At 32.3% G+C, this 14,711-nt stretch carries 16 protein-coding genes; all 16 read right to left on the reverse strand.

Annotated features, from left to right (window positions below; translation table 11 throughout):
• On the reverse strand, positions 1-226 hold a 226-nt coding region (gene tnpB, locus QZL64_RS03920; RefSeq protein WP_003023176.1), incomplete at its 3' end, for an IS66 family insertion sequence element accessory protein TnpB.
• On the reverse strand, positions 216-581 hold the full coding sequence (locus QZL64_RS03925; RefSeq protein ID WP_021840699.1) for a hypothetical protein: 366 nt from the start codon (positions 579-581) through the stop codon (positions 216-218). The genes QZL64_RS03925 and tnpB, both read right to left, overlap by 11 nt.
• 217 nt (positions 582-798) lie before the next feature.
• Positions 799-1,842: a retron St85 family RNA-directed DNA polymerase gene (locus QZL64_RS03930; protein ID WP_369665153.1), complete on the reverse strand. Its 1,044-nt coding sequence runs from the start codon at positions 1,840-1,842 to the stop codon at positions 799-801.
• A 249-nt stretch (positions 1,843-2,091) separates the two neighbouring features.
• On the reverse strand, positions 2,092-2,976 hold the full coding sequence (locus QZL64_RS03935) for a retron St85 family effector protein (protein ID WP_021840701.1): 885 nt from the start codon (positions 2,974-2,976) through the stop codon (positions 2,092-2,094).
• A 205-nt stretch (positions 2,977-3,181) separates the two neighbouring features.
• Positions 3,182-3,385, reverse strand: coding sequence for a hypothetical protein (locus QZL64_RS03940; protein WP_369665154.1), 204 nt, complete (start codon positions 3,383-3,385; stop codon positions 3,182-3,184).
• 9 nt (positions 3,386-3,394) lie between these two features.
• The gene (locus QZL64_RS03945; protein WP_021840702.1) at positions 3,395-3,853 is read right to left on the reverse strand and encodes a hypothetical protein; all 459 of its coding nucleotides are present in this window, start codon (positions 3,851-3,853) and stop codon (positions 3,395-3,397) included.
• Positions 3,854-4,051: 198 nt separating this feature from the next.
• Positions 4,052-4,933, reverse strand: coding sequence for a DUF2971 domain-containing protein (locus QZL64_RS03950; RefSeq protein WP_021840703.1), 882 nt, complete (start codon positions 4,931-4,933; stop codon positions 4,052-4,054).
• 369 nt (positions 4,934-5,302) lie between these two features.
• Positions 5,303-6,586, reverse strand: a complete 1,284-nt coding sequence (locus tag QZL64_RS03955) for a nucleotide sugar dehydrogenase (protein WP_021840704.1) — start codon at positions 6,584-6,586, stop codon at positions 5,303-5,305.
• An 81-nt stretch (positions 6,587-6,667) separates the two neighbouring features.
• Entirely contained in the window at positions 6,668-7,528 is an 861-nt protein-coding gene (locus tag QZL64_RS03960; protein WP_441351087.1) for a GHMP family kinase ATP-binding protein, read from the reverse strand.
• A 63-nt stretch (positions 7,529-7,591) separates the two neighbouring features.
• The gene (locus tag QZL64_RS03965; RefSeq protein WP_021840706.1) at positions 7,592-7,846 is read right to left on the reverse strand and encodes a galactokinase family protein; all 255 of its coding nucleotides are present in this window, start codon (positions 7,844-7,846) and stop codon (positions 7,592-7,594) included.
• Between the two features lie 526 nt (positions 7,847-8,372).
• Positions 8,373-9,287: a D-alanine--D-alanine ligase family protein gene (locus QZL64_RS03970; protein ID WP_296309291.1), complete on the reverse strand. Its 915-nt coding sequence runs from the start codon at positions 9,285-9,287 to the stop codon at positions 8,373-8,375.
• A gap of 86 nt (positions 9,288-9,373) precedes the next feature.
• Complete coding sequence (locus tag QZL64_RS03975) at positions 9,374-10,162, reverse strand: DUF2334 domain-containing protein (RefSeq protein ID WP_021840708.1); 789 nt, start codon at positions 10,160-10,162, stop codon at positions 9,374-9,376.
• The gene (locus tag QZL64_RS03980; RefSeq protein WP_021840709.1) at positions 10,163-11,275 is read right to left on the reverse strand and encodes a glycosyltransferase; all 1,113 of its coding nucleotides are present in this window, start codon (positions 11,273-11,275) and stop codon (positions 10,163-10,165) included. It abuts the gene before it with no gap.
• Between the two features lie 25 nt (positions 11,276-11,300).
• Entirely contained in the window at positions 11,301-12,215 is a 915-nt protein-coding gene (locus tag QZL64_RS03985) for an ATP-grasp fold amidoligase family protein (protein WP_021840710.1), read from the reverse strand.
• Between the two features lie 21 nt (positions 12,216-12,236).
• Positions 12,237-13,766 carry a lipopolysaccharide biosynthesis protein gene (locus tag QZL64_RS03990; RefSeq protein ID WP_021840711.1) on the reverse strand — a complete coding sequence of 510 codons (1,530 nt, stop codon included), beginning with the start codon at positions 13,764-13,766 and terminating at the stop codon, positions 12,237-12,239.
• A gap of 93 nt (positions 13,767-13,859) precedes the next feature.
• Complete coding sequence (locus QZL64_RS03995) at positions 13,860-14,390, reverse strand: hypothetical protein (RefSeq protein WP_296309283.1); 531 nt, start codon at positions 14,388-14,390, stop codon at positions 13,860-13,862.
• Between the last annotated feature and the right edge of the window lie 321 nt (positions 14,391-14,711).

Below are 14,711 nucleotides of genomic sequence, written 5' to 3' on the forward strand. Positions count from 1 at the left end.
CGTTTTCAATCCGCTTGTACAGAAGGAGAAATCCGTCTCCTTCCCAGATAAGTCCTTTTATGCGATCCGTGCGTTTGCCACAAAATAAGAATAATGTATTCTTATCGTACGGATCCAACTGGAACTGAAAACGTATAATCCTGGCTAAGCCATCAATTCCTCTGCGCAGATCTGTAAATCCAGTCGCCAGATACACTTTTTTGAACCCAGAGCCATCATTGAGCATTGCTGATCACTCCCAAAAGTGTTTTTAGAAATGAGGCAGATGCCTGCTCCGTGATTTCCAAAGTAAGGTGGTTTCTACCTCTGACCACAGCAGCAATTTTATGTTCCGATGTCATATTTACCGGATGGATTGCAGGAGAAGGAACTTCTACAAATGTTTGTGTCTGCTCCGCAGTTTCCAGGTAAGCCTCACGGACTTTTCGGAGTCTCCAGTAATAACTCGCTTTTGTAATGTCATGCAGTTGACACCATTCATCGATCTTCATTCCTTGTGGACGGTTTTGACAGTCTCTGATCAGATCAGCCCATTCACTCAGACGGGTTTGTTGTGCAACTAAACTTGTGTGAGATTTCATGACTCACCTCCTGTGGTAAAGTCTAAAAAGTTGAGTACTAAACTATTTGGACTTTGTAGTAATGAGTCTATTATCTCACATTGGATGATTTTGAACAGGTACTTGCTATTTTGCGTTTACCGCATATCTGCATCACAGCTCCAGCAAACATTTTTTATAAGTCGTAATTAGTTCATACTCAAACTCGAAATTTTCAAAGCCAAAAACACACTAAAACTCATATAACAATTCCATGCCTAGATAAATATTCTTCTCGTTCATTTACCACCATGCTATAATAGTTTTCTGCATCTTCCATAGCAATAAAGCTTAATATATCATGTTCTTTCATATTTGGAATTTGATTGTATAATTTGTTCTGGATAAATTTTTGTACTAATTCTGGAAATAATGTAATGGTATCATCTAAATATTTTTCAATGTATTTTATAATTTTGTTTCGATAATTTTTCTCTAATGAATCAATATACGCAATATATCCTCTAATTTTTTCATTATCCGAATAGTCACCTGTCACTATTTCATGGTGAATCATCGCCCTAACCATTCTCTTCATTTCCTTAGGTGCTTTTATAACCCCATCGTTTACTGTTACCCCAATAACTTCCTTATGCACTTTAGGTGATAAGAATCGGGTCTTTTTTTCATTAACTACGAAACCTTCATCTTCAACAATTTTCTTAATCATTCCATATATTTTTCGTAACATATCTCTGTTATCACATGAAAAGACCAAATCATCCGCATATCTGGTATACGTTATATCTCTTTTATTACAGTATCCGGCAATTCTTATATCCATTTTATAACATACTAAATTTGCTAAATATGGAGATGTCACCGCTCCCTGTGGAAGACTTCCATTTAATGTACATATATTCGTCAGCAAATTAGATGCGTACGTATTATATCCTAATTGTAAAAATTGATTATAAACTCTACCTCTCTTCACTGAAGGAAAAAAATTCTTCAAGTCCATTTTTAGTATATAAAGATTATTTTTATGGCGTTCAGCACATTGTACCAATGGTGATCCTTTTTCATTTTTTACAAATCCTATACTATATTGTGAAACTCTTACTTTATATAAAATATTCTCTAACACCCAACGTTGCATTACTTTTAAAGACATACATGGTGCATTTATTTCTCTTGATGTTCCATCTTTTTTGGGAATATAAAATTTTTTGTAACGCCCTCTTGCATCCTCTTTGGTTAAAAAAACACTAATTTTTCTGTTAGCCTTGTTTCTTCTGCCAATGTTTCTATATCCTCAAACATTGGCAACCCTAATGATTCAATTACCATTTTGTTATTATATTTTTTCAAATCGTTAACACCACTTTCTTACCTCATTTATTTTGCGTCAAAACCATGGTAGGATTTCACTGTCGTGGAATTTTACCATGGTTTTGACCAACTCTGGTCATGTTCATATGCTCCGGAAGACGAACCGTCCCCCATAAACTTCAACAAAAATATGTATCAGTAACGTTCTAAGATTATGATGTTAACGATATTGAGCAGAAATAATGTCAAGTCGAATTCTGTTTACTAATTTATCTCGATTATCTATCATAATATCATTTAATAAATCTTTTACTGCGTAATAACCTTTTTTTGACAACTTATAATAATTCAACCCTTTTTCAATATTTTTTATCAGCATTCCTTCTTTGTATAGTCTTTTTAATGCTGCTGTATAAAGAATTTCAAACTGATTTGCTTCAAATCTTCTTTCTTGATAAATATATCTAATTGCTTCATTCATTTCTTTTGTTTCTATTTTATTAAAAAAATATAACAGTAATAGTATAAAATAAAACTGCCCTGATATCAAGTTTATTTCTTTTGTATAATTGCCGTATTTTCTTGTATATTTCTTACTTCTATAAAACCAATACTTTGATGACAGATATTCTTCAACTACTTTTTCCATATCATCTAAATCATTATTAAAATAGATTACATTCTTCTTGTCACGCTTTTCTATATATCTAACAGGACCTTGCATAATAAAACTTTTGTCATTCTTATATTTTTTCTGAATCAAAACAACCAATTTTTTTAGCGTCTTCTCATTACTTGTAAAAGCCCCTAATTCGGTAAAGGAACCTGGGCTTTCACAAACAATCATAATCAAATCACTGTTTTCAGCCAAAAAATTCTCTAATGTAAACAAATCATACTTTTTTCTGCTTAACAACTCCATAAACATATCTTCTGGATAAAAGATAGAAAGTTTTTTATTTTTTTCCAGTCTTTTTCTTAATTCATCACGGTTTGATGTATATGATTTATTACTTGCTCCTCCACATAAGAATAAATCAATATTGCTATGTTGAATATAAAGAAAAACATCATTATATATTTTTTCTATAATTGTTTTGTCCATTATAATTCTATCCCATTTCTTATTTCGCCTATATAATCTCTCTCAAAGATATCTCGTGTATACACTTTTTCTTTCACGTTGTCCAGGCAGCTATCATATCTATTGGCAATAATCGCCTGACTCTGTTTCTTGAATTCCTCCAAATCATTGACCACCTTGCTTCCGAAAAATGTTGTGCCACCTTCCAGTGTTGGCTCGTAAATGATTACGGTCGCGCCTTTTGCCTTGATGCATTGGAATCGTAATTGGTCGGCACTGCAATAGCTACAAAATCTGCGTCTTTGTATGCCGCCTCGGCATCTAATGTTGCAGTCAGATTCAAATCTTTCTCTGCCAAATATTTCTCAATATAATCATCCTGAATTGGTGACTTCTTCTGATTAATCAGTTCCACCTTCTCAGGAATAATATCATAATCTTAAGCTTTTCTTAATGGGGTCTGACCCCCTTCAGTCTCTCCTTCAACATTCTCTCTAATTTCTTTCTCTATTTCATCAATAGCAACTAATATATACTTTCTCCAACGTTGTATTTTATCTAATTTTTCCGATGCTAATATCATCAAAAATACTAATACCGCCAAAAAAACTTGTATTTCTACTACAACAAGTACTGTATTTCTCATTTCTTTTTCCATATTTAGTACCAAACTACTAGTCGCTATAAAACACATCAGTATGCTTATCTGATTATTTTTAAATATATTGCCATTATCATACTCTTCTGCTTCCACTTTTATCTTCATCAATAAATCTAAATCATTTTTTACATATGATCTTAAAAATGCTCTTGAGCATACTATAGGATTACAATAGCACTCTTTTTTACATTGGTTCAAATTATTACAAATTAATTGAAAATCATTTTTTATTCTCACTGTAATCTTTCCCTATATCCCCCTCTTCACCAACATCTTAAAAATGTTTTTTCACTGCCCATATCCTAACTTAATCTATCAATCTTAATGGAGTCTGACCCATTCAGTCTCTTCTGGTTAATCAGTTCCACCTTCTCAGGAACAATATCATGACCTTAAGCTTTTCTTAATGGGGTCTGACCCATTCAGTCTACGTCATCATATAATTTTCTTTGCATTCAGTTCATATGTACTTGGCGATAAAACCATCTGATAAATATCAATACTATTCTTTTTTCCAAATTGTATTATCTCTTCTTTAAAATTCTCAGAGATTTTCGCACCTAAATAAAATGCCTTTATATTCTCTTTCAAATCCAAGACATATTTTCCATTTGGATATTTTAATTTTTGCGGCATTACTTTATTGAAATTAGCTGTCACAATTCTCCATTCTTTCTCATATGCCCAAACATTGGATTTACGACAAGTCGTCTTATAAATCCATTCTGTATTTTCACTTAACATATCTGCTTTAGAAACAGCATATCTATCCTTTGTATAAGTTACTGGATATAAATGTTTATAAAACATATCACTTTCTTTAAAATCATATTCTATGCAAAATCCAGTATGATTCCGAGCATAATGGCTCCACATAAGCATAGAATCATACACCTCAGATAAACAAACGACTCTTACTGCATCCTTAATTATACTCATACAATCATTTAATCCATTCTGCAAAATATTCATCCAAGAGTCAGATAAACTTCCTCCATGCGCTTGCAAAACTATTTTCATCGCCCTTTCAATATTATCCGAATAAAGAATTCTATTTTTTTCTTCCTGTTTAAGTGAAAATTTTCTTTCCAAAAGATGTATATAAGTTTCTCTATCAAGTACACTTTCCAATGCATCTGACTGAAAGCAAAATTCGCAATCATAGGGGTCATTGAAATAAAGTGGTGAGGATGGATATACCAACCCTTCAAAAGCTTCAAACTTCCATTTTTCAATGTCAATTACCCTTTGATGAATATAGCTATAATCATTCAGTTTTTCCGTGTTAAATGACCTGTACCTGAATAACGTTCTCATACATATCCTCTTCCTTTTTATCTTCTTAACTTTTTCTTAATGGAGTCTGCCCCCTTCAGTCATACATATCATATTACTAAGCATCTTACGCTTTTTCACAGTATACGTTGCACCCATATTCCCTTCCTAGTCCACCATATACTGTGATGTTTCAGATAATCCCATATAATAAGACACATGACGCGACAAAAACTGACGCGAAATTGCAAAATAAATCAAAAATCCAATGGTTTCGCACTGTCATCTGCGATAATTACAACACCATATTCCAGAAAAATTTCTTTTTCTGAATAAAACATAGCTAGCGAAACCCTCCGGAATAATATCATGACCTTAAGATTTTTTTAATGGGGTCTGACCCCTTCAGTACTAATCTCTCTCAAAGATATCTCTCGTATATACTTTTTCTTTCACATCATCCAGACATCTATCATATCTATTCGCAATAATCGACTGACTCTGTTTCTTGAATTCCTCCAAATCATTGACTACCTTACTTCTGAAAAATGTTGTGCCTTCTTCCAGTGTTGGCTCGTAAATGATTACGGTCGCGCCTTTTGCCTTGATGCGTTTCATGACTCCCTGAATGGAAGACTGGCGGAAATTATCGAAATCAATTCCAGTCCTTCTTGACCTTAAGTTTTTCTTAATGGGGTCTGACCCCTTCAGTCTCATGGTCAATCTGTAAACACCAACGATAACTTCCTTCTCTTTGCTTGCATCGTAATCATCATTTTTTCCGTAAGCTCCGGTCATCTCCAGCACATGTTCTGCAATGTAGTCTTTTCTGGTACGGTTAGACTCTACGATTGCCGTCATCATATTCTGTGGCACATCTTCGTAATTAGCCAAAAGCTGTTTTGTATCTTTCGGCAGACAGTAACCACCGTACCCGAAGGATGGGTTATTATAATGACTACCAATACGCGGATCCAGGCATACGCCATCGATAATCTGCTTTGTATCCAGACCTTTCATCTCAGCGTAAGTATCCAACTCATTGAAGTATGATACACGTAGTGCCAGATATGTATTGGCAAATAACTTTACAGCCTCTGCCTCTGTAAATCCCATAATTAATGTGTCAATATCTTCTTTAATAGCACCTTCCTGTAATAATCCGGCAAATGTGTTCGCTGCTTTTACAAGTCTTGCATTTTTTACATCTGTTCCAACGATGATACGTGACGGATACAGATTGTCGTAAAGTGCTTTGGATTCTCTTAAAAATTCCGGGCTGAAAATGATATTGTCACAGTGATATTTTTCTCTGATGGATGCTGTATATCCAACCGGAATCGTAGACTTAATCACCATCACTGCGTCCGGATTATATTCAATCACCAGTTCAATTACATTTTCCACTGCAGATGTATCAAAGAAATTCTTCTTGGAATCGTAATTGGTCGGCGCTGCAATGACTACAAAATCTGCGTCTTTATATGCTTCCTTGGCATCTAATGTTGCAGTCAGATTCAAATCTTCCTCTGCCAAATATTTCTCAATATAATCATCCTGAATCGGTGACTTCTTCTGATTAATTAGTTCCACCTTCTTAGGAATAATATCAACCGCCCACACCTCATTATGCTGTGCCAATAATGTCGCAATAGATAATCCTACATATCCTGTTCCTGCTACCGCAATCTTCATAAATTTTTACCTCTCATTCATCAATCTTTATTTCGATTCGGATAAACCTATGCCTATATATAATAAATGTTATAGTTTTCCCTAGACTCTCACCCCATCTGCGCTTTCGCACACATAGAACGAATACTTCCCTTCCAGCCCCGGAAATGCCTTCAAATATTTTTCGGTTACTTTTGCTTCGATATCCTCTACTTTATCCGGATCTATAAGCGCCATGCAACATCCTTTAAATTCTGCTCCTGAGAAACGTCCGCCATAAATACCGTCTGTCTCTCTCATAATTTCGTACAATTTCTTCAGTTCATCGCACCCGCACTCATAACTGTATATCGAAGATTGTCCACTTTCAAATACTAACTGTCCATATCCCTCCAGATCTCCTTTGCGCCACAATTCTGCGCCTTTCTCCGCTCGGGCAAATTCGCTGTAAAAATGTTCCGCACGTCTGCACCACAGCTCCGGTAAACGATCTTTATAAGCCACAAATACTTCATACGGTACATCACGTAATCTTGCCTCTGCAAATGTTCCATAATTTAGATCAGCGTATCCCATCAGCGCATACGCTGCTGCTTTGCACTCATCCTGACGCAGGTTATACTTCGAATTTTTCAAAGAACGCTCCAGACCTGAGAAAAATATTCCAATCTTATATGACTTCATAGCTTCACTGGTCGGAATCAATTCATAGCTGTCATCTTTTGTATCCAAATATAATAAATGATTTCTCTTCGAAAGTACTTCGCAGCTTTGATCCAGCTTTCCACAAGATACTCCTACATACTGATTCTCCGCTGCCTTCGCAGTCAAAATCAATTCCATCGGCTCCATATGAATGTCATTTACTTTGCATAACGCCGACAAAAAACAAATAATAACAGATGCAGAAGAGGATAATCCTCCGATTGGCAAACTACCCTCGATAATACCGGATAAACCTATTTTTAATCAATACTTTTCGCCAAGCATCTTAGCTGCTCCGCGCAAATGATCTGCCCAATCTCCCTACTTCTCATCTGGCACTGCATTCACAAAAAATTGTGCACGTTTTGAAAAGTTCAGTGACTGTAATTCCACAATACCATTCTGTTTCGGATGGTATGCCATATGTATTCCTTTATCAATAGCCAGTCCATTAATCTTGCCATACTGATGATCAATATGTGCTCCTAAAGGGCTAATACGATATGGACAAAATGCCACATCAAATGGCTCCTGATGATACAACTCCTCATATGTTTCTACACATTTTAATTTCATACTCTTTTTCCTATTCACCTTCTGATATCCGTGTCTTCATAAAATTTCACTGCATAATCTGCATAACTCATCATTACTATTCATATAATATATTAATAGCTCCATACAAATGTTCTGTATAAATGTTTTCTTTAACTGCAATTTTACTAGGAGATAACCTTCATGACTAATTTCATTATTCTTATAACTGTGTTTTCGCTATTTTGTACAACCCTTACACTTTTTGTATGTGTATCGTCTCTATAAACTGGTATAAACTAAAACATGAGTTATATATCAAAAAATACATCTATTATTTAGACAACATTTTCTAACTTTCTCTTCTCGATTATTTAGTCTTACTATTCTCAATATATATATCTATTTCAACCAGACATGTTTTTATATAAACACAAACTATAATGAACAACTCTTTCTTGAAGGAACTTGATTACCTTAGTGTATCATTTATTCCTTTCTCTTTTCTTTAAGTATTATCTCATTTCAAACATAATTGCCCATTCATCCCTTTTATCAAACGGCTAGCTTAATGCCCTCCTTGCTTCTGATTGCTTTTTGCTTTATCTCTGAATCCATATTCTAGTATTTTTTCACACAATTTTTCAAATGAAATACCTGCTGCTCTGCCAGAATCCGGTACCAAACTCATCTCGGTCATTCCTGGTAAAGTATTTACCTCTATAACCATAGGTCCTTGTTTTTTATCAATAATAAAATCAATCCTAGAAATTCCTTTACAATTAAGCTTTCTATATACTTTTTCCCCTATTCCCCTTATCTGTTCTCGCTCACTTACACTAATTCTTGCTGGAATTATATGATGACACATTCCTTCAGTATACTTTGCTTGGTAATCATAAAACAAATTTTCAGAAGTTATTTCAATATCAGGTAATATTATTATCTCATCATTTCCAATAATGGGAAGTGTTATTTCAATTCCATCTAAAAAAGTTTCTGCTAGTAGTATATTTTCAAACTTAAAAATTTCACTAATCGCTACAAGTAAATCTTCTTTTTTGTCAACAATAAATACTCCAATACTAGAGCCTTGACTTGGTGCTTTTAATACCATTGGAAAACCTATTTGAGTAATAAGATATTCTGCCAATTCTTCCTTATCTCTATATTCATCTGCTCTGACTTCAATAAACTTTGCAGTTGGAATATTCGCTGCAGATAATATTTGTTTAGTAAGTATTTTATTCATACAAATAGCACTTGTATCAACACCAGAACCTGTATATGGAATATTTGCTAATTCCAACATTCCTTGTATACACCCATCTTCTCCACCTTGACCGTGCAAAGCTAAAAATACAATGTCTGGATTGATACTTAACAATTCTTGTATATTATCATTTAAGTCAAATAAGGTTATATTACTATAACCTAGCTTTCGTAATGCCCCATATATGACCCTTCCACTTTTAAGAGAAATTTCTCATTCCTTTGATGTTCCGCCGCACACTACCACCACATTTAATATTTTACTAAGCAGAATTGTCTTTTCAAATTTTTCCATTATTACTTTTTTATCCTTTCATATACTTTATACAAATTAGGACGCAAATATCTGCTCCAAGCAATATATATTTTTTCGTCTAAACTTTGAATAAAATAATTCCCTTTTTTTTCATTAACAAATTCATTAAATGATACAATTTGATCTGAATATCTCTCACAAAGAAAAACTAGATTATCATATCCTCTAGCTTTTTCCGGCCTACTCCACTCATGCGCATGAAATACTGCCGTATATAAACCTTTTTTCCCAATTTTAGGAACTCCACCTGTTCTACAGGGAACACATATTATACCATGTCTTATAATCAATTTTAAAGTTTTTCCATCCGACACATATTTAAATCCATTTTCTTTTAATGCCCGAAGCGTATTATCATCATATGAATGTGATGGAGCAAAAAAAATATTTGTTTTCACTCCATGCATTTCCAATATTTCTTTCCCCTTTTTTATTTTTTCAACTTGAATTTCATAGCTATGACCTGCAAATTCTGAATTCTTGCTACTATTGACCAAGCCCCTACATTCAATATCATATAAATGTTGATATCCATGCATAGCAATTGCATACCCTTTTGCAGAAAGTTGTTTTATATATTCCCAAAAATCTTCTCGTGGGGATTCAATTAATAATTCCGGGTCCTTGCAATCTGGTATTACGCCAATCAATGGCTTAATATGATATTTATCTAGTACTTCAACTGCTTTATTCCATTGCTTATAATCCATAGTTGGGCAAATATCATCAAATCTAATTAAAATTTTCTTTTTATACTTTTTTCCCATCATTTATTCTCCAATGTATAACTCCTCTAGTTTCTTAATTTCATTTCTTAAATCATAGTTTTCTATCTGTCCGTATTCCAAATTTCTTACCGAATCATCACATATAATCTCTGCCCATTCATAAGCCGGAGCATTTATATCTACTGGAATAGTTTTTTCTGTTAAATAGCATTCTTGTGTCACACTATTTGACACTACACATTTTAATCTTGCAACTTGTGCTTCGACTAAAGAAACTGGAAAACCTTCATATAGAGATGGAAATACAAAAACATCCATTGCTTTTAATATTCTATTTACATCTGTCCTATGCTCCAGCATATAAACCCTATCTGATATTCCTAACAATTCAGCCTTTTTTAGAATAACTTCTTTTAATTCTCCTGTTCCAACTAAAAGTAATGTTGCTAATGTATTACGCTTTAAAACCTCACAAAATATATCCAATAACAAACTGTGATTCTTAGCATAAGAAAAACGTCCAATGTGGCCTATAACAAATGCATTTATTGGAATACCTATCTCTTTTCTAATATCTGATTTAGATTCTCCAACAGTTTCAAACTTTGAAAAATCAACGCCATTCCTAATAAGGACAGTATTATCCACATTAAACATTTTATCTAACTCTTGTACCATAGACTTATGTAAGCCAATAAGCTGCAAATCATTATTATTAATCAAATATTTAGCAGCTTCCATATCTTGACTTCCTACTTCAAAAAATTTATCAGGCAAACTATGACACGTATAAAATAATTTAATTCCCTTTAGTTCTTTACTAATAGGTTTTAAATATTTCAATAATGATAAGTGAACGTGTATACAAGATGGTTTTTCTTTTTTTATAATTTTCTTTATTTTATATGGTATATAATGCTGTTTAAAAAATTTATTAATTAATTTATAAAAAATGTTTAAATCAGGAAATATATTTATAATATTAATATTATTATCTAATAATGTTTTATAATTCGCTGTATTACTCACACTTTGAATTGTTAAAATATCCACATCAAATTTGTCTTTATCTAATAATAAAGCATAATCTTTAACCAATGTCTCTGCTCCACCATCATTTAAAGCAAATATAAATTGCATCACTTTTGTTTTCATAACTATTCCTCTCTCATATTACCTATTAAATAACAAAACACTTTCCTAACTCATCATAAAGTTCACCAGGTTTTAAATACATAAAACCTGATGCAGAATAAAATGTTATTTCTCCAAAATATGTTCCTTCACTTGTTATGAAAAAATCTACTCTCGCATGTGGAAATGGTTTTGAAAGTGTCTCAGCACAGTTAATCAATTCTTGTATATTTGATGGCAAGGATACTTTTTCTCTTACCAATCTTTCCATTTGTGTATATGCATTATCTATAATATTCAAATTTTGATCTAATATAGCACGATGTCCAACGCTATGACGTCCCAAATCGTCAGCCAAACCAATATTGTAATATAACATCTTAAATTTCCCATTAAAACAGAAAAAATTCAAATCAACCAAAGGCGTCTCGCTTTTTAAATATCGTTCACATATAATTTGAGGGCTAATATCCTTATAAGCCCATTCTCGGTTTTGAATATAGTAATTTTTATTTAATGCTTTTTCAAAATACTCCTTCAATTCGATTTTCTTCTCATTTGTCAATTCACTTTTTTTTATTAACATATTCGCTCCAGAACTATGGTTACATTTGATATAAAAAACATCTGGTAGTTTATTAAAGTTTATATCCTCAACAGAATCGCAAACTACATATTGTTCATTTAATAAATAAGCAAATCCACATTCTTTTACATACTCTCTCACTCTTACTTTATCCGCGCATTTTGTCATAAGTGGATTTCTATATTTAAGTTTATACCATTGAAACTTAGCATTTAATTCTGTTGGATGTGATAAATCTAATTTTTTTCCTGCACGCAATTTATACAAATTTTTCAAATAAAATTCGTCACTAAATATCTTTCCTAAAAATGTATTATTATTTAAATAAACAATACCCTTCTCTGGATGTAATATATAATCTAATATTTTTTTCATTTTATTTTCACTCTCCACTTTTTATCGAGTTTTTATTACATGTTTTACAAAAGTTATCATCTCACTAAACAGTTTTGTTCTACAATATACTATTGTATATATAACATTAGGTATAATTAAACACATTCCCCCCTTCAATAACAGACCTTCTATCCCTGTTAATGGTATCTTTGAGCATAAGAAAAACAATATACATCCATTAATAAGTGTAATCGTCGCATATAGTGCATGTTTTAAATAAAACTCCGTTGCTTTTCTTTTAAAATAATGCTTGAACAAAACGCTTGTTCTTGCTATGAAATTAAAAAAGAAAATAGTAATAATTGTTGCAATTATAATTCCACTGACACCAAAAAAATAACCTAAACTCCAGTTTAATAAAATATTTGCAACCGCTTCAATTATATACCATACACGTAAATTCCAAAATAGTCCTGCTCCAGCAGTATACAGATTTCTAGTATTATTCATTGTTATAGCATAAAAATAAACACAAAACATAATCATAATCCAATTTGGAAAAATCATTTTAGAATTATTGTGCATCCAAAGATTCATAAAAGGTTGATAAAGGCAACACATACAAATAGCTGCCCAACCACAAATCCATTCAAATATAAAAGTAAATTTAAACAAATCGTGGTAGTTTTTATCAATAGACTCTTTAGCAATACTATTTCCCACTGAAGCTTGCATAGCTCTAATAACCGTTAAAGAGGTCCCATATAATGCAGAATAAATATAATAATAATTATCATAGATGGCAACTACCGTTAAACCTAAAAATGCTGATAAAAATATGCTGTCTAAACTATTTCTTGCTGTATCTCCTATTTTATCTATTACAATTCCTTTTATTTGCTTAACTAATATCTCTTTTGTTTCACTGGAAACCTTTCCTTTAGGTATTATTTCCGGAAAATATTTTTTTGAATATATTTGCAAAAGAATATTATTCAATATTGTAAATATTGGCATAAACAAAGCATATAAATAAAAATTAGGAACAATTAACAGCATTATAAGTTGCGCAATACGTAAACCAGAAGATGTTACTGTGTAAATATTACTAACAATATCTTCTCTTTGCATCGCTGTAAGTAAAGCACTTTTATAGCCAAACATCAAATATGATATTCCTGTATCCAGCACATATATTATAAATAATATGTATATATTTATATTTTGTGGATAACTTCCAGAAATCAACTTAGGCAAAAAAGGCAAAATAAATAGTCCTACAAAAAAAATTGTACACCCTACAACCGTATAAATTCTTTTTAAAAATCTAAGAATTGCACATACTGCTTCTTTGTCATCTTCTGCAATTGGCTTATATAAAACATAAATAACAGCTGTTGAAAAACCTAAATCGGCAAGATTTAATACATGTAATATAGAATTAAATAGACTACTAATTCCTTGATATTGTGCTCCTAAAGTATACAAAACAATCGTTCTTGTTATAAATGGCAAAATTATTCCTGCTATTTGCTTTATAAAACCACTGTAAAGATTTCTTTTTGTGTTTTTAGTTCTTGATTCTTGCATCTTTTCTTCCTTTTTCAATCAAACTATAAATATTTTTCTTAACTTATTATTAAAATAATTTATATTTTCACATAACATATACTTATTTTTTTCTTAATTTTTTTTATGCCATGTACTATCTCCATTATTTGAAATTTTTTTTGCTGGACAGCCTGCTATCGCAATGTTCTGCTCCTCAAATGACTTATTAACTAACGAATTAGCACCTATGGCAATTCCATTCGCAAGTCGAATATCTCCCAAGATAGTAGCCCCAACACCAATCACAATGTTATCTCCTAAAATCGGAACACCAGCATTTGTTCCTCGTGCTACTAAAGCAGTATTTATATGAACTGTACAGTTTTTCCCAACCCGTACTTTTGAATTTGTAAGCACAGATCCTAAATGCATTATTTTCAGTCCCTTTTCAAAAACATTAACCGAAATATTAAGTCCATATTGATTCTGTTTTTTATGTAATATAATTTTGCTAAAAGCACATCGAATTTTTTTATTTGTATTATTATAATATTCAGTTTTTCTAAGTCTTTTTTGATAAGACCATATAATAGCTTTCTCACTTCCCAACAAATAATATATAAAATTCGTATGACTTCCGTATCTTTCCTTTTCATACTGCAAATATTCATGCAGTTCCTCCTTATTACTAATCATTTTATTACCTTGTATGATAATTAGGAAGTTAATTATCACACGTTTCCTTTCTTTTAATATCGTGGTTCAATACATTCAGATACTGTGGACTTTTGATTTTGCCCTGTAGCTTTGACTACTCGAAGGAGTGTATTGCCACTACCTTTATCTGAATTGTTTATAGCTGGATGTTGACGGAGTAATCCGAGTACTTATTTTCATCAAGTCTACGATGATAATCGCTGGTGGATATCACGGTATCAGACTTTAGAAAGGAAGGTACAACCTCATGATTTACGTAGGCATTGA

This window comes from Veillonella sp. CAG:933 (genome assembly GCF_000431435.1).
Taxonomy (GTDB): Bacteria; Bacillota; Negativicutes; order Veillonellales; family Veillonellaceae; genus Veillonella_A.

Coding starts and splice junctions, on each gene's coding strand:
- QZL64_RS03925 (WP_021840699.1), bottom strand. CDS start 581: ATGAAATCTCACACAAGTTTAGTTGCACAACAAACCCGTCTGAGTGAA.
- QZL64_RS03935 (WP_021840701.1), bottom strand. CDS start 2,976: ATGGACAAAACAATTATAGAAAAAATATATAATGATGTTTTTCTTTAT.
- QZL64_RS03950 (WP_021840703.1), bottom strand. CDS start 4,933: ATGAGAACGTTATTCAGGTACAGGTCATTTAACACGGAAAAACTGAAT.
- QZL64_RS03955 (WP_021840704.1), bottom strand. CDS start 6,586: ATGAAGATTGCGGTAGCAGGAACAGGATATGTAGGATTATCTATTGCG.
- QZL64_RS03965 (WP_021840706.1), bottom strand. CDS start 7,846: ATGAAATTAAAATGTGTAGAAACATATGAGGAGTTGTATCATCAGGAG.
- QZL64_RS03975 (WP_021840708.1), bottom strand. CDS start 10,162: ATGATGGGAAAAAAGTATAAAAAGAAAATTTTAATTAGATTTGATGAT.
- QZL64_RS03980 (WP_021840709.1), bottom strand. CDS start 11,275: ATGAAAACAAAAGTGATGCAATTTATATTTGCTTTAAATGATGGTGGA.
- QZL64_RS03985 (WP_021840710.1), bottom strand. CDS start 12,215: ATGAAAAAAATATTAGATTATATATTACATCCAGAGAAGGGTATTGTT.
- QZL64_RS03990 (WP_021840711.1), bottom strand. CDS start 13,766: ATGCAAGAATCAAGAACTAAAAACACAAAAAGAAATCTTTACAGTGGT.